15 protein-coding genes and 1 pseudogene are annotated in these 14,455 nt (G+C 67.2%); 4 read left to right on the forward strand and 12 right to left on the reverse strand.

Annotation, left to right across the window (positions count from 1 at the left end):
* The first annotated feature begins 77 nt into the window (after positions 1-77).
* The gene (locus RBL05_RS03010) at positions 78-905 is read left to right on the forward strand and encodes a C40 family peptidase (protein WP_010552334.1); all 828 of its coding nucleotides are present in this window, start codon (positions 78-80) and stop codon (positions 903-905) included.
* Positions 906-1,191: 286 nt separating this feature from the next.
* Here RBL05_RS03010 and RBL05_RS03015 read toward each other — a convergent pair.
* Positions 1,192-1,743, reverse strand: a pseudogene (locus tag RBL05_RS03015) (transposase); the annotation flags it as partial.
* Positions 1,744-1,976: 233 nt separating this feature from the next.
* Between RBL05_RS03015 and RBL05_RS03020 the strand changes: the two are divergent.
* Positions 1,977-3,200 (forward strand): IS110 family transposase, encoded by a 1,224-nt coding sequence (locus RBL05_RS03020; protein ID WP_053917217.1) that lies wholly within the window; start codon positions 1,977-1,979, stop codon positions 3,198-3,200.
* Between the two features lie 366 nt (positions 3,201-3,566).
* Here the strand turns inward: RBL05_RS03020 and RBL05_RS03025 are convergent, their stop codons facing one another.
* Positions 3,567-4,067, reverse strand: coding sequence for an ArsR/SmtB family transcription factor (locus RBL05_RS03025; protein ID WP_306609787.1), 501 nt, complete (start codon positions 4,065-4,067; stop codon positions 3,567-3,569).
* Positions 4,068-4,106: 39 nt separating this feature from the next.
* Between RBL05_RS03025 and RBL05_RS03030 the strand changes: the two genes are divergently transcribed.
* Positions 4,107-5,051 (forward strand): cation diffusion facilitator family transporter, encoded by a 945-nt coding sequence (locus RBL05_RS03030; protein WP_010552432.1) that lies wholly within the window; start codon positions 4,107-4,109, stop codon positions 5,049-5,051.
* A gap of 28 nt (positions 5,052-5,079) precedes the next feature.
* On the opposite strand, the gene RBL05_RS03035 is transcribed toward RBL05_RS03030, so the two are convergent.
* The 10 genes from RBL05_RS03035 to RBL05_RS03075 all read right to left on the reverse strand — a co-directional run bounded on the left by RBL05_RS03035 (position 5,080) and on the right by RBL05_RS03075 (position 13,728).
* Positions 5,080-5,481, reverse strand: coding sequence for an integrase core domain-containing protein (locus tag RBL05_RS03035; protein WP_282081617.1), 402 nt, complete (start codon positions 5,479-5,481; stop codon positions 5,080-5,082).
* Entirely contained in the window at positions 5,462-6,661 is a 1,200-nt protein-coding gene (locus tag RBL05_RS03040; RefSeq protein WP_263312366.1) for an IS30 family transposase, read from the reverse strand. The genes RBL05_RS03035 and RBL05_RS03040 overlap by 20 nt, the downstream gene beginning before the upstream one ends.
* The gene (locus RBL05_RS16900) at positions 6,609-7,103 is read right to left on the reverse strand and encodes a hypothetical protein (protein WP_375545031.1); all 495 of its coding nucleotides are present in this window, start codon (positions 7,101-7,103) and stop codon (positions 6,609-6,611) included. The genes RBL05_RS03040 and RBL05_RS16900 overlap by 53 nt, the downstream gene beginning before the upstream one ends.
* Positions 7,104-7,180: 77 nt before the next feature.
* Positions 7,181-7,435: a hypothetical protein gene (locus RBL05_RS03045; RefSeq protein WP_010552349.1), complete on the reverse strand. Its 255-nt coding sequence runs from the start codon at positions 7,433-7,435 to the stop codon at positions 7,181-7,183.
* Between the two features lie 575 nt (positions 7,436-8,010).
* Positions 8,011-8,427: a cytochrome c oxidase subunit 4 gene (locus tag RBL05_RS03050; protein ID WP_010552350.1), complete on the reverse strand. Its 417-nt coding sequence runs from the start codon at positions 8,425-8,427 to the stop codon at positions 8,011-8,013.
* Between the two features lies 1 nt (position 8,428).
* The gene (gene ctaD, locus RBL05_RS03055) at positions 8,429-10,141 is read right to left on the reverse strand and encodes a cytochrome c oxidase subunit I (protein WP_053917776.1); all 1,713 of its coding nucleotides are present in this window, start codon (positions 10,139-10,141) and stop codon (positions 8,429-8,431) included.
* Positions 10,138-11,076, reverse strand: a complete 939-nt coding sequence (gene coxB / locus RBL05_RS03060) for a cytochrome c oxidase subunit II (protein ID WP_010552352.1) — start codon at positions 11,074-11,076, stop codon at positions 10,138-10,140. Before coxB ends, ctaD begins: the two co-directional genes overlap by 4 nt.
* A gap of 396 nt (positions 11,077-11,472) precedes the next feature.
* Entirely contained in the window at positions 11,473-11,832 is a 360-nt protein-coding gene (erpA, locus tag RBL05_RS03065) for an iron-sulfur cluster insertion protein ErpA (RefSeq protein ID WP_053917775.1), read from the reverse strand.
* Positions 11,833-11,995: 163 nt separating this feature from the next.
* A complete protein-coding gene (locus tag RBL05_RS03070; protein WP_234695706.1) occupies positions 11,996-12,292 on the reverse strand; it encodes a hypothetical protein in 297 nt (98 codons plus the stop codon).
* Complete coding sequence (locus RBL05_RS03075) at positions 12,289-13,728, reverse strand: dipeptidase (protein ID WP_308740644.1); 1,440 nt, start codon at positions 13,726-13,728, stop codon at positions 12,289-12,291. The genes RBL05_RS03070 and RBL05_RS03075 overlap by 4 nt, the downstream gene beginning before the upstream one ends.
* A gap of 102 nt (positions 13,729-13,830) precedes the next feature.
* Between RBL05_RS03075 and RBL05_RS03080 the strand changes: the two genes are divergently transcribed.
* Positions 13,831-14,424, forward strand: a complete 594-nt coding sequence (locus RBL05_RS03080; protein ID WP_053917773.1) for a DUF3043 domain-containing protein — start codon at positions 13,831-13,833, stop codon at positions 14,422-14,424.
* Positions 14,425-14,455: the final 31 nt, after the last annotated feature.

Consider the following 14,455-nt stretch of genomic DNA (forward strand, 5'->3'; position numbering starts at 1 on the left):
TTGCACTGCTTTTGCGTTGCCGCGACCCAATGCCCGAATCTCCCCGAACACTTCGGGGATCATCACGGAGAACATTCATGGCCACGAGCAATTCCCACCGCGCGCCTGGCCGCGCAATCACCCCCCTCCGCCACAGCGGACGCGCCCTGCGTGGCACCGGAGGCGCGGCCGTCCTCGGCACCGTGCTGCTCGGCTCCGCCTTCGCTGGCGGCACCGCCCAGGCAGCCCCTGCTGTCCCCGCGTCCACCCCCGCCGTGGCCTCGCCGGCTGCTGCGCCCGCCGCCCCGACCCCGGCCAAGGCGCTCCATTCCTCGAAGAAGCTCCGCTGGGGCTCCCAGGGATCTTCGGTCGAGAAGCTCCAGTCCGCGCTGAACAAGGAGGGCGCCTCGCTTGCTGTGGACGGCAAGTTCGGGAAGCTCACCCACGGCGCGGTGAAGGACTACCAGCGAGACAACGGCCTCCAGGTCGACGGCGTCGTAGGCCCCGAAACCCGCGGCTCACTCAATGGCGGCGCGTCCGTCGGCGGCGCAGGCACCTCCGTCCCGACCCAGGGCGCATCCTCGTCCTCCAGCAGTGGTGAGGCGATCGTCGACGCCGCGCGCACCCAGATCGGCGCCTCCTACTCCTGGGGCTCGAGCAAGCCGGGCGTGAGCTTCGACTGCTCCGGCCTGACCCAGTACGCCTACAAGCAGGTCGGCATCGACCTCCCCCGCACCTCCGGCCAGCAGGTCGCCGCGGCGACCCAGATCTCCAAGTCCGAGGCCCAGCCAGGCGACATCGTCGTGTGGCCCGGCCACATGGGAATCTACGCAGGCGGCGACAAGGTCGTCGATGCGGGTCGATCCCCCGGCGCCGTCACCGAGCGCACGATCTGGGGCAACCCCACCTTCATCACCTTCCGCTGACCCCAACAGCGCTGAGCGACGTGCAGTCCCCTTCGACGACGGGCTGCACGTCGCTCGTGGTTCTGCGGGTGGTGAAGACGCGGAAGTCCAGCGCCTCCATCGCGGCTGTTCATGGCGCGGGCAACGCAACGGGAAGCATGCAGCGAAGACGCCTCCGGCGATCGCGGCGCGGCGTTCGATCCAGCGAAGGCGCAGCCAATGGGCTCTTGCCCTGATGAAGGTGGCGGTGCCGACCAGCGCACACCTGGTGTCCTCAGCGCGGACGAGCGCGTCCAACTCCGTGCAACTATGGACCCGCCGGGTCAAGTCCCTGGAAGTGGTGTAGCGATCCTTTGCTGAGAGGGCAGGCGGTCAGTGCGGGCAGGGGGTTAGTGGTGACCTCCTCGGTGCTGGTGTCAGGGACGAGAGTGAGGCGGCAGCGAGTGAGAACGTCGAGGCCGAGATAGCGGGGTCCTTCGGCCCACTCGTCGGCCTGTTCGGCCAGGACCGCGCCGACAAGACGGACGATCGCCTCGCGGGTGGGGAAGATGCCGACAGAGTCCGTGCGGCGGCGGATCTCCTTGTTCAGCCGTTCGGTGGGGTTGTTCGACCAGATCTGGCCCCACACGTCCTTGGGGAACACTGTGAACGCGAGGAGGTCCGCGCGGGCCGCGTCGAGGCGCTCTGCCACGGCCGAAAGCTTCTCGCTGACATAGTCCAGCAGTCGGTCGAACTGGGCGTTCACCATTGCGGCGTCGGGCTGGTCATAGACGCCGTGCAGCATCGCTTTCACCGCCGACCACATGCTCTTCGGCGCCACGGCCACGAGGTTCGCGGCGTAGTGCCTGCGGCACCGCTGCAAGCCCGTTACCTTGTGAGCACCCCGATGGACGGGGTCTGGTCGCTCGGCCGGGTATGGCTATGTTGCCCTGCCATCAATGGTCCGGGGGGTGTTGCCGCCCGGTCGAGAGACACGCGTTGACCGCTGATAGGGACACGGCCCAGCACTGCTGAGGTCTCTTCGTAACGTGGGTGCCGGCATCGGGTGTCAGGACTGCGACCAGCGATGATGCTCCAAGGAAGGACAGCATCATGAACACACGATTCGCGGTCGTCGTCGGCCTGGACGTCGGGAAGACCGCTCACCACGCGTGCGCGCTCGACCCGGAGGGGAACAAGCTGTTCGATAAGCCCCTCCCGCAGGACGAGACCAAGCTCCGCGAGCTGTTCACTCAGCTGCAGAACCACGGCGAAGTGTTGATGGTGGTCGATCAGCCCAACACCATCGGGACGCTACCGATCGCCGTCGCCCGAGACACTGGCTGCACCGTCGCCTACCTCGCCGGGTTGGCGATGAGGAAAGCCGCGGATCTGTATCCCGGCAGGTCAAAGACCGATGCACGCGACGCGTTCATCATCGCCGACACCGCTCGGACTATGCCTCACACGTTGCGGCAGGTCGATCGAGACAACGAGATCCTCTCCGCCCTGAAAGTCCTGGCCGGCTTCGATGAAGACCTCGCGCACGAGACCACGAGGGCGCTGAATCGGATCCGGTCGCTGCTCACGCAGATCCATCCCGCACTCGAGCGCGTCTTCGTCGGTGGCAGCTTTTCCACGACACTGGTGCTGGATCTGCTGGAGAAGTTCGGCGGCCCCACCGGGCTCAAGACTGCTGGCCGTGGCAAGGTTCTCCGGTTCGCCCGGTCCCATTCCCGCCGGAGTCCCGAAGCACTGGTCGATCAGATCTTCACGGCGCTCGGAGAGCAGACCGTCATCGTTCCTGCGACCGCAGCAGTGGAGCTCGTGATCCCCAGAGTCGCTGGTCAGGTCAAGGAACTCAAGGAACAGCGAGCGACCGTGGCCAGGGAGGTCGAGGGCATGTTGGAGGACTTCCCTCTCGCCTCGGTCTTGATGAGTATGCCGGGGATCGGCATCAAGACCGCCGCTCAGATCCTCTTGAACATTGGCGACGGTTCCGCGTTCGAGACCCCGGGCCACCTCGCGGCCTATGCCGGCATCGCGCCGGTCACGCGAAGATCCGGAACCTCGATCCGCGGGGAGTTTCCCGCTCGATCAGGCAACAAACGACTGAAGAACGCACTGTTCTACTCCGCCTGGGTCGCCTCGAACCACGACCCGATCTCCAAGGCTTACTACGATCGGAAACGAGCCCAGGGCAAGCGCCACAACGCCGCCGTGATCTGCCTGGCACGCCGCCGCTGCAACGTCATCTTCGCCATGCTCCGCGACGGCACCTACTACCAGCCACCCACCAACGCCCCGACACCCGAGCCAGCCGCCCTCGCGGCTTGACTCGGAACATAGGGACACCCCCCATCGAGTACGAGACCATCATGAACCCGACCGTCAGCCTGGCGACCTAACCCCAGCTGACATCAGTCCCGTCCCAACGGGTCTACTCTCACTGGCACGAGCATCGCTGCGGGCGCGGAGAGCGCCGAACGTGACGGCCGCCGCGACGAGAGCGGGGCTGCGCCCGACTATGCGCAGTCCCACGACGTCGCCTCGGCGCCGGGCGCCTCCGATCGCCTTTCGAAGAGCGCCACATGGTCGCCGCCTCCACTTCATGCCGTGGTTCTCCCACTTCGGCCCGGGGATGCCGAAAGGCCATGCCGACAGCAGGGGTCTCGTCGGCTTGGCAGATCGCGTGCGTACCGACTACGAGCGCGGCGAAACGATATCCGAGCCGTGTAGCGTGCACAGAATCACGCCGTCGCCGGTGAGTCCGAGAAGCCTCTCGGCCGCGGAGAGCAGATCGATCAGCGCCTCCGAGTGCGCGAGGGAATAGACCGAGGCGCGCCCCTCGGGGCGGACGGTGACCATACCGGTGTCGCGTAGACATATCAGATGCTTCGAGACCGTGCTCTGCGACAGACCCAAGTGCTGGGTGAGGTCAACCACGCGGTGCTCACCGAGCTGCAAATGATGGAGGATGATCAGCCGGTTCGGGTCGCTGAAGCTATGGAAAAGGCTCGCCGCCGGCATCATCGCATCCGCCGTGACGGCTCCGGGGTCGATGCCGTGCATCCGCACCTGGTCCTCCAGGGATGTCATCGCCATTCGGCAATAATAGTCACGACTGTTCACCAAGTCGAGCACGTTGCGCATGGTTGGGTTGTCTATGTAACATCGCTGTATGACGATGACATCGAGCAGCATGACAATCATTCTCGCCTTCACTCCGGGAGTGGGTGCCAGATGAGTACTGGACACAGTCACGGGCCCGCAGTCGAGGAGGTGGGAGGACACCCCGGCGACTTCCGTGCGCGACTGTGGATCGCCTTCGGCATCACCGCGACTATCGTCGTGGCCCAGGCTGCGGGTTCGATCCTCACCGGGAGCCTCGCACTGCTGACGGACACCGCGCATGCGATCACTGACGCCTCGGGCCTGCTCGTCGCGCTCATCGCCGCCACGTTGATGCTCAAGCCCACCACCTCACGGCGCACGTGGGGCTTCCGCCGGATCGAGGTCATCGCCGCACTGGGGCAGGCGACCCTGCTGCTCGTGGTCGGCACCTACGCCGCGATCGAAGGCATCCGCCGCTTGTTCGAGCCGCCGGAGGTGCCCGCCACCGAGCTGCTGATCTTCGGCATCGTCGGCCTGCTCGCGAACATCGTCGCCATCGCCGTCCTGTCCTCCAGTAGGGGCGCGAACTTCAACATGCGCGCGGCGTTCCTCGAAGTCCTCAACGACGCTTTGGGGTCTCTCGGTGTGATCGTCGCGGCGATCGTGATCGCCACCACAGGCTTTCAGCAGGCCGACGCCATCGCAGGATTGTTCATCGCCGCCCTCATCGTCCCGCGTGCCTTCACTCTCATGCGCGAGACCACGGCTGTGCTCATGGAGTTCACCCCGAAAGGGCTCGACCTTGACCAGGTCCGCCAGCACATCCTGGAGCTGGAGCACGTCACCGACGTCCACGACGTGCACGCCTCCACGGTCGCCACGGGGCTACCCACGATCACCGCGCACATCGTCGTGGAGGACGAATGCTTCACCGACGGCCATGCCGCCGACGTGCTCCACGACATCAAGGAATGCGTCGCCAGCCACTTCGACATCGCCGTGCACCACTCGACCTTCCAAGTCGAGACCGCTCACATCAGTGATCACGAGCAGGCCGCGGTGAGACATCCGTAGCTGAAGCGCCCTGGGTTTCGTTCCGTGGTTAGACGGTCGCGGGCGCGGTCGCCGCGGGGTGAGTGTAGGTCGCTTCGACCTCGGCCGGGGTGCGGTAGCCGAGAACTTCGTGGATCCGGCGTGTGCTCCACCAGTGGGCCCAGGCCATCGTCGCGATCTCCACGTCCGAGACTGAGCCCCAGACGCGCCTTGAGTAGATGAGCTCGGTCTTGTAGAGACCATCCACCGCGTCAGCCAGCGCATTATCGTAGCTACCTCTCGCGGTTCCGACTGACGCCTTCACGCCAGCAGTCGTGAGAGCGTCGGAGTAGGCGAGAGAAAAATATTGGGTGGATTCAACTGGTGGACGCAACACCTCAGGTCGAGGAGGGTGTTGATGGGACGACCAGCTGGATGGCTGAAGGGTGGATTCAATCGGTGGATGCAACACCCTCTTGCTCGAGTGACTGTAGCTGCTCGGCGAACACCTCAGCTGGAGACTTCCAGCCGAGGACCTTCCGGGGACGATTGTTGACTGCCAGCGCGACCGCTTCGAGGTCCTGCACAGTCCAGCGTGAGAGATCGGTACCCTTCGGGAAGTACTGACGTAGCAGCCCGTTCGTGTTCTCGTTCGTGGGCCTCTGCCACGGCGAGTGGGGATCGGCGAAGAACACCTTCGTGCCCGTCTCCACAGTGAACTGCGCATGCCCAGACAGCTCCTTGCCGCGGTCCCAGGTCAGCGTCTTGCGCAACTGCTGCGGCAGGGTCGTCATCGAGGCAGTCAAAGCAGCGTTCATCGCCACAGCGCCGTAGCCGGCCAGGGCGGGACCGTTCTTGACCCGCGGTGTCTGCCCGTAGCCGTCCAGCCGAGGCAGGTGCACCAGCAACGTGGCTCGGCTCTTGCGCTCAATGACGGTACCGATCGCGGACCGGTTCGTGCCGATGATCAGGTCACCTTCCCAGTGTCCTGGCACGGCGCGGTCAGCGGCTTCGGCGGGGCGTTCACTGAGGACCACATCCTCGGTCACGTGCCCTTGAGGCTTGTTCTTCGACCGGGCTCGGGGCGCCCGCAGAGATCGGCCGGTGCGCAGGCAGGCGACCAGTTCTCGCTTGAGCGCGCCCCGGCCCTCGATGAACAGGGACTGGTAGATCGCCTCGTGACTGATACGCATGGACTCATCCTCGGGGTAGTCGATCTCAAGCCGGTGTGAGATCTGCTCCGGACTCCACGCCGTGACCCACCGCCGGTCGGCCCGGCGTGGCTTCGACCTGCCCTTCCACGCCGGTACGTCCGGCCCGGCCACGATCGACCCATCTGGATGGCACACATCGCCGCTGAGCCGGTCCTGCACGTAGTTCCGTAGTTTCGGGTTCGCGACCAGCTTCGCGGTCTTCGGCCTCCGCGCCATCAGCTCCGCCTTCCACTGCGCGACCGAGGCCCGGTACTCCAGCTTCCCGCCGCGGGTAGCGGCGTTTCGACGCAGCTCGCGCGAGATCGTGGCCGGGTCGCGGTTGATCCTGCGCGCGATCTCGCGCACGCCCACCTGCTGAGCGTGCAGGACAGCGATCTCCTCCCGCTCAGGAAACGACAGATAACGTCCGCCAGGCTCGGTGAGTTCGATCGTCCTCATGCCGCCACCTTGTCGGAACCAGCGTGCCCCGACGGCTGCAGACACGCCCACCTTCCCGGCTGCGTCCTCCGAGGAGCGTCCCGTCGCTATCTCTTTCCAGAACCTGCGTTCGATGCTGCGGCGCGTCTTCGGGGCGCCTGGCGAGATCATCGCCGACCGGCCCGTGAGTTCCTTCAGCCATCCAGCTGGTCGTCCCATCAACACCCTCCTCGACCTGAGGTGTTGCGTCCACCAGTTGAATCCACCCTGGCTCCCGCGGTCCGAATGTACGGTACACACAGCAACATCTCCACGGTGGGATGTGACGTTGGGTGTTCATCACGAGGCGGACCTTCATCCGGTCGCTGATCGAGTAGCCAACGATCCGGCCGGAGAACACGTCCTTGACTGCGCAGAGGTAGAGTTTGCCCTCGTTGGTCGAGTGTTCCGTGATGTCAGTCATCCATAGTTCCCTGACATCATCGGCGGCGATATCGCGTTGGACGAGGCCATCGTGGGGCGGTCAGGGCGACTGCCGCTCTAGCCCCGCTTCTTCCCGAAGGCCAAGAACCACTGGTTGTCCCGGCAAATCCGCCACACGGTCCGCCGACACATCACCTCCCCGGCGACCGCAGCCTCGTCCGCCAGAGGTCGATAGCCGAAGGTCCGATCGTCGGGGTGCTCGTTGAACAGGGCGTTGGCGCGGTAGGCCTCGACCAGCTCAGCCTCGGTGACCTGCTGATTCCGCCAGCGGTAGTAGGGTCGGCGAGAGCCCTTCAGGGCCCGAAGGGGCACCGCGACAGGAATCCCGTCGCCAGCGAAGCTCGCTCACGAGCAGGCAGAACCTATTCCCGGCAGGTTCGCCTGGGAGAGGTAGGCCGCGACGTGGCGGAGGATCTCGTTCTGCTGCTCGAGCTACCGGTTCCAACGACGAAGGTCGCGCAGTTCGCTCGACTCTTCCCGAGTCCTCCCCGAACGGTTTCTATCCTCGACATCGGCCTGGCGCACCCAGTTCGTCAGGCAAAACTCGGGGATCCCGAAGTCGTGAGGGATCTGAGAAAGCTTCTAGCCAGGTTCACGATTCTTCCCGACGCGCAGGACCTTGTCACGGAACTCCTGGAGATAGGGCGCAGGCATGATGTACATCCTTCCCTGCGATGCTGCTCAGCGCCACAGATGATGTGCCACCCACGTGCACCAGTCCCCTTCGTCGCGATCTTGACTCCGTCCTTACCGGAACGGGCCACCCGCACGAGATGTGCGTGGAGCTCTACCGGGCAGGGAGCGGGCGTAGTGCAAACCCCTCCAAGCGATCCAACAGGGAAGCCAAAACAGATGTCACCTATCAGTGAAAGTACCCCGAAAAGCAGTCAGTGGGCATGCTGGCCCCGCGAGAACTCGAGCACCCAGAGAAGGATGCCGTAGATCGCGAAGATGACGCCGAAGGCGAAGATCCACCAGCCGGCGGCGACGCCAAGGAAGCAGAGACCCGCTCCGACCGCAGCCCACAGCGGCGCCCAGCTGTAAGGGCTGAAGCTGCCCTGCACACCGGCGTCCGCCTCGACCTCGCCATACATGTCCTCTGAAGGGCCCAGGTCGTTCTTGCGCACCGCGAGGCTCATAGCCATCCCGATCATGAACGCCAAGCCCGTAAGAGCAACCATCACAGGGAAGCCAACCGTCTCAACGCCTAGCGGATCGAAGGTACCGGTAAGCAGTCCGTAGGCAATCGTGACGGCCAGGAAGAAGGCGCCCAGGATCCAGAAGATCTTTGCGGTTGCTCTCATGTCAGTTCGTCCTCGGGTTCTTGGCGGGCTCCTCCGCGAGCATGTGGTCCTGCAGCGCGACCTCGGGGTGATGGAGGTCGAAGGCAGGGCGCTCGGAGCGCACGCGGGGCAGCGAGTGGAAGTTGTGGCGCGGCGGCGGGCAGGACGTCGCCCACTCGAGCGAGGCGCCGTAGCCCCACGGATCGTCGACCTCGACCTTCTTCCCCTTCAGGTGGGTCAGGACCACGTTGAGGAGGAAGGGCAGGGTGGAGACGCCCATGATGAACGCGCCGACGGTCGAGATCTGGTTCATCCAGTCGAAGCCGTCCTCGGCGAGGTAGTTCACGTACCGACGCGGTGCGCCGGACACGCCCAGCCAGTGCTGGATCAGGAAGGTCATGTGGAAGCCGATGGTCAGCAGCCAGAAGTGGAGCTTGCCGATGCCCTCGCTGAGCTTGTAGCCGAACATCTTGGGCCACCAGAAGTAGAAGCCCGCGAACATCTCGAAGACCACGGTGCCGGCCATCACGTAGTGGAAGTGGGCGACCACGAAATAGGTGTCTGAGAGGGGGAAGTCGAGCACCGGCGAGGACAGGATGACGCCGGTCAGGCCGCCGAAGATGAAGGTGGTGAGGAAGCCGAGCGTGAACAGCATCGGCGTCTCGAACGTGAGCGAGCCCCGCCACATCGTGCCGACCCAGTTGAAGAACTTCACGCCCGTGGGCACGGCGATGAGCATCGTCATGAAGGCGAAGAAGTCCAGCATGACCGCGCCGGTGGTGTACATGTGGTGCGCCCACACGGTCACCGACAGCGCCGCGATCGAGATCGTCGCGCCCACCAGGGTCTTGTAGCCGAAGATCGGCTTGCGCGAGAACACCGGGATGATCTCCGAGGCGATGCCGAAGAAGGGCAGTGCGAGGATGTACACCTCGGGGTGGCCGAAGAACCAGAACAGGTGCTGCCACAGGATCGGACCGCCGTTGGCGGGGTCGAAGATGTTCGCGTCGAAGCGGCGGTCGGCGCCGAGCGCCAGCAGGGCCGAGGCGAGCGTAGGGAAGGCCATGAGCACCAGCACACCGGTGATCAGGGCGTTCCAGGTGAAGATCGGCATGCGGAACATGGTCATGCCGGGCATGCGCATGCAGATGATCGTGGTGATGAAGTTGACCGCGCCCAGGATCGTGCCGAAGCCCTGCAACGCCAAGCCGAAGACCCACAGGTCACCGCCCAGGCCGGGCGAGAACGTCGTGTCCGACAGCGGCGCGTAGGCGAACCAGCCGAAGGACGCCGCACCCTGCGGGGTGAGGAAGCCCGCCACCACGATGAGCGAGCCGAACAGCGTGATCCAGAAGGCGAACATGTTCAGCCGCGGGAAGGCCATGTCCACGGCGCCGATCTGGAGCGGCACGAGGTAGTTCGCGAAGCCGTTGAACAGCGGCGTGCCGAACATCAGCAGCATGATCGTGCCGTGCATGGTGAACAGCTGGTTGTACTGGTCCTTGGAGACCACGACCTGCAGCCCGGGCTCCCACAGCTCGGTGCGGATGCCGAGCGCGAGCAGGCCGCCGAACGCGAAGAACGCGAACGCCATGCCCATGTACATCATGCCGATCAGCTTGTGATCGGTGGTGGTCAGGAGCTTGAAGAACTGGCTCCCCAGGTTGGTGGGGCGCTCCTCCTGGAACCGCGCGGGCGCCGTGGTGCTCGGCGAGGCGGTGACGTCGGTGCTCACTGGTCGTCTCCCTCGTTGCCGCGGGTCGCGGTCTCCTCGGTGTAGCGAGGACCGGCGTCGTCAACCTTCTCGCGCATGCTCCACTCCTCCTCGTTGCGGTTGAGGTCCACGCCGAGCTGGCCCTCATTGCCCTGCTGGCGCAGCTCCTCCATGTGCGCGTCGTAGTCCTCCTGGGACACGACCTTCAGCGTGAAGAGCATGTCCGAATGGTACTCGCCGCACAGCTCGGCGCACTTGCCGGAGTACTCGCCGATGCGTGTCGGCGTGACCTGGAAGCTCGTGGTGCGCCCCGGGATCATGTCCTTCTTGTACAGGAAGTCCACGACCCAGAACGAGTGGATGACGTCGCGCGAGTCGAGGCGGAACTCGACGGTCTGGTCGACGGGCACCCACAGCACGGGCAGCGACTCCTCGGCGCCCGGTTCGCCGGTGGCGAAGGACTGCACCCCAGCGGGCTCGTGGACGTTGTCGTCGACGTAGTTGAAGTCCCAGCTCCACTGCTTGGCGACGACGTTGACGGTCACATCAGGCTCGGCGACGTGCATCTCCACCTCGCGCGTATCTCGCTGGGTGAAGTAGAAGAGCGTCAGCACCATCACCACGGGCACGAGGGTGAACATCAGCTCGAGCGGCACGTGGTAGCGCAGCTGGATCGGGAAGCCCTTGTCGTTCTTCCGGCGGCGGTAGGCCACCGCGCACCAGATGGTCAGGCCCCAGATGATGAGGCCGACGAGGATCAGCACGGACCAGGAGCCGACCCAGAGGTTCGTGATCCTCTCGGTCTGGTTGGTGACCTCCTGGCCGTCGTCGGGGCCGGGGAGGAACCCGCGCTGCTGCGCCTGGGTGCAACCGGCGAGGACCAGTGTGGCCAGGGCGAGGCCGGCTGCCGCTGCGCGGCGGCCGCGCCGCGCGCGCTTGGGGACCTGGGGGATCACAGGGGATGACCTTCCGCTCGTCGTCTCCTGCCCTCGTCGCCGACCCGGACGGAGGTTCCGGGGCGGCTCCGCGGCGCGGAGCTGGTACTGACGTGGGCTGAACACACCCACAGTGCCGCGCCCGCCCCTGAGGAACGAGCTGTGGCGGGCCCGGGAAGGCCCGTCACTTGACGGCACCTCGTCATCATACGGCGTCCGACGGGTGGTGCGGGCACTTCGACTCACCGTGGACCTCCCCTCTCGCGGCGCCGTGACCGGTCCGTGATCTGCACGTCGCGGCGATCACATCCACAGCGCCCCGGGAGGGCGCGGTCACCGGGCGCGTGGCGCATGCCGAAGGGCCCGGGCCACGTCGCGAGGACGCGGCCCGGGCCCTTAGGCTCGGCGGGGCGGGACTCAGGAGAAGGAGTCGCCGCAGGCGCAGGAGCTGCCCGCGTTGGGGTTGTCGATCGTGAAGCCCTGCTTCTCGATGGTGTCGGAGAAGTCGATGACGGCACCGCTGAGGTAGGGGCTGCTCATCTTGTCGACGATCACCTCGACGCCCTCGAAGTCGACGACCTGGTCGTCGTCCATCAGGCGCTCGTCGAAGTAGAGCTGGTAGATCAGCCCGGAGCAGCCGCCGGGCTGCACCGCGATCCGCAGGCGGAGGTCGTCACGCCCCTCCTGCTCCAGCAGGCTCGTGACCTTCTGCGCGGCGCCGGACGTGAGGGTGACGCCGTGCGCCGCGGCGGGACGCTCGGTGGTGGTCGTGGTCATGCAGTCCTCCTCGAAGCTCGATTCCCTCCAGGATACGCCTCGGCCGCCGGGAACGGGGAGGACCGTCGGCGGCGAGCCGCCTCACGTCCGTGCACCGGCCGACGGGAACGGCCCCTGCCGCCCCGGCCGGCGGGCGCGGAGCCGCTCCCCCTCCCGGTCGCTGTCATAGCGCGCCGCGGAAGAGCGCCACCAGGATCACGCCCGCGTACCCGAGGAGCACGCCGGCGATCGCGCCCGTGGCGCCGTCCCGGCTGCGGCCCCTGAGCACGAGCGAGACGGCCGCGACGATCACGCCGAGGACCACGAGCGCGCCCCACCCCAGCAGGAAGTAGCCGGAGAAGAAGCCGATCGCGAGGCCCAGCACCAGCAGCGGGATCATCAGCGGGGAGACCGGCGCGGGCTGCTGCCCGCTCCCCCGGCCGGCCCCGGCGCTCTGGCGGCCCGGTCCCTGGCCGCTCATGCCCCGTCCCCGTCGCGGATCGTCGAGGTGCTCTCCGCGAGCGCGCCGGCGCCGCGCAGCAGCAGCGCCTCGGCCAGGCAGACCTTCGCGAACTCCCCGAGGTGGAGGGACTCGTCGATGCCGTGCGCACGGGACTCGGGGTCCTCGACCCCCGTGACCAGCACCTCGGCCTGCGGGAAGACCTCGAGCAGGTCGGCGATGAACGGGATGGAGCCGCCGAGCCCGGTGTCCACCGCCTCGGTGTCCCAGGCTCGTGCGAAGGAGCGGCGGGCGAGGTCCATCGCGGCCGAGCTCTGCGCGGCGCTGAAGGGGCGGCCCAGCTCTCCGCGGTGGATCGTGACCTTCGCCGTGGACGGGGCGTGGGACTCGAGGTGGGCGGTCAGCGCCTCCATGGCGCGCTCGGGGTCCTCGCCCGGCGGGATCCGCAGCGACACCTTCGCGCGGGCCACGGGCACGAGAGTGTTCGACGCGTCGCGCACGGAGGGGGCGTCGATGCCGATCACCGACAGCGCCGGACGGGTCCACAGTCGCGCGGTCAGCGGCCCCTCGCCGGAGAGCTCGGCCCCCTCGACGACGCCGGCGTCGCGGCGGTAGTCGGCCTCCTCCATCTCGACGCTCGGGTCCTCAGCGCGGCGCAGCCCTTCGACGGCGACCGTGCCGTTCTCGTCGTGCAGAGTGGCGAGCAGGCGGCTGAGCTGGGTGAGGGCGTCGAGCACGGGGCCGCCGAAGAGGCCGGAGTGGACGGCGTGGTCCAGGGCCCGCACCTCGACCACGAGGTCGACCAGTCCGCGCAGGCTCGTGGTCAGGGCGGGGGTGCCCACCGCCCAGTTTGCGGAGTCCGCGACGATGATGAGGTCCGCCGCGAGCGCGTCGCGGTGCGCCTCGATGAAGGGACGGAACGTCGGGGAGCCCGCTTCCTCCTCCCCCTCGACGAAGACGCTCACGCCGATGCCGTCGGCCGCGAGCTCCTCCCCGACCAGGCGCAGCGCGGTGACGTGGGCCATGATGCCGGCCTTGTCGTCGGCCGCGCCGCGCCCGTAGAGGCGGCCGTCGCGCTCGACGGGCTCGAAGGGGTCGCTGCTCCAGTCGGAGACCTCGCCGGTGGGTTGCACGTCGTGGTGCGCGTAGAGCAGCACCGTCGGGCGCCCCGGGGCGGCCGGGCTGCGTCCGATGACCGCGGGGCTCCCGCCCGCGACGGACTCGATCTCCACCTGCTCCATGCCGGCGCCGCGCAGCAGCTCGGCGACGGCCTCGGCGCTGCGGCGCACGGGCTCCTGGTCGTACCCCTCGAAGGCGATCGACGGGATCCGCACCAGATCCTTCAGGTCCTCGATCGCGGCGGGGAGCAGGGGATCCAGGCGCTCGCGCAGCGCCTGCACCTCCTCCGGGGAGGCGGCGTCGGCGGTGGGCGAGACGGGGTCTTCGTTCAGGCTCATGGCCCTCACGGTACCGCCGCGGCCGGGCGACGGACCCGAGCACGGGGCAGGCCCCCGCAGGGGTCCCAGGCGGCTCCCGTCCCCGTCGCCTAGAATGCCCCGGTGATCTTCCGCAAGTCCGAGCCCCCGCATCCCGCCGAGCAGTCCCCGGCCCCCTCCCGCCCCGGCACCAAGGGTCGCCCCACGCGCACCCGCAAGGAGGCCGAGGCGGCGCGCCGCCGTCCGCTGGTCGTCGACGACCGCAAGGAGGCGCGCAAGCGCGATCGCGAGCGCGCCTCCCAGGAGCGCATGGAGGCGCAGCAGGCGCTGGTGACCGGCGACGAGCGGAAGATGCCGGCGCAGCACCGCGGCCCCGAGCGCCGCTACGTGCGCGACGTCGTGGACTCGCGCCGCAACGTCGCCGAGTACTTCTTCCCGATCGCGCTGGTGTTCATGCTGGTGGCGCTGGTGCTGCCGCTGATCCGTCCGGAGATCACCACCGCGATGAGCACGGGCATGATCGTCGTGCTGTGGGGCGGCATCGCGCTGTGCGTGATCGACAGCCTCGTCCTGCGCCGCTCCCTGCGCGCGAAGCTCACCGAGCGCTTCGGCTCGGTGGGCCAGGGCCTGGTCGGCTACGGGATCATGCGAGCGATCCAGATCCGCCGCTTCCGCCTGCCGAAGCCGCAGATCAAGCACGGCGAGGCGCCTCGCTGAGCGACTCCCCCGGGACCACGAGAACGGCCGA

The organism is Brachybacterium sp. GU-2, assembly GCF_030866705.2.
Lineage (GTDB): Bacteria > Actinomycetota > Actinomycetes > Actinomycetales > Dermabacteraceae > Brachybacterium > Brachybacterium conglomeratum.

Bases quoted from the DNA above. Each gene is read 5' to 3' on its own strand.
- erpA (WP_053917775.1), bottom strand. From the start codon at position 11,832: ATGACCACGACCACCACCGAGCGTCCCGCCGCGGCGCACGGCGTCACC.
- RBL05_RS16900 (WP_375545031.1), bottom strand. From the start codon at position 7,103: ATGACTGACATCACGGAACACTCGACCAACGAGGGCAAACTCTACCTC.
- RBL05_RS03030 (WP_010552432.1), top strand. From the start codon at position 4,107: ATGAGTACTGGACACAGTCACGGGCCCGCAGTCGAGGAGGTGGGAGGA.
- RBL05_RS03025 (WP_306609787.1), bottom strand. From the start codon at position 4,067: ATGCTGCTCGATGTCATCGTCATACAGCGATGTTACATAGACAACCCA.
- RBL05_RS03040 (WP_263312366.1), bottom strand. From the start codon at position 6,661: ATGAGGACGATCGAACTCACCGAGCCTGGCGGACGTTATCTGTCGTTT.
- RBL05_RS03075 (WP_308740644.1), bottom strand. From the start codon at position 13,728: ATGAGCCTGAACGAAGACCCCGTCTCGCCCACCGCCGACGCCGCCTCC.
- RBL05_RS03010 (WP_010552334.1), top strand. From the start codon at position 78: ATGGCCACGAGCAATTCCCACCGCGCGCCTGGCCGCGCAATCACCCCC.
- RBL05_RS03050 (WP_010552350.1), bottom strand. From the start codon at position 8,427: ATGAGAGCAACCGCAAAGATCTTCTGGATCCTGGGCGCCTTCTTCCTG.
- RBL05_RS03070 (WP_234695706.1), bottom strand. From the start codon at position 12,292: ATGAGCGGCCAGGGACCGGGCCGCCAGAGCGCCGGGGCCGGCCGGGGG.
- RBL05_RS03020 (WP_053917217.1), top strand. From the start codon at position 1,977: ATGAACACACGATTCGCGGTCGTCGTCGGCCTGGACGTCGGGAAGACC.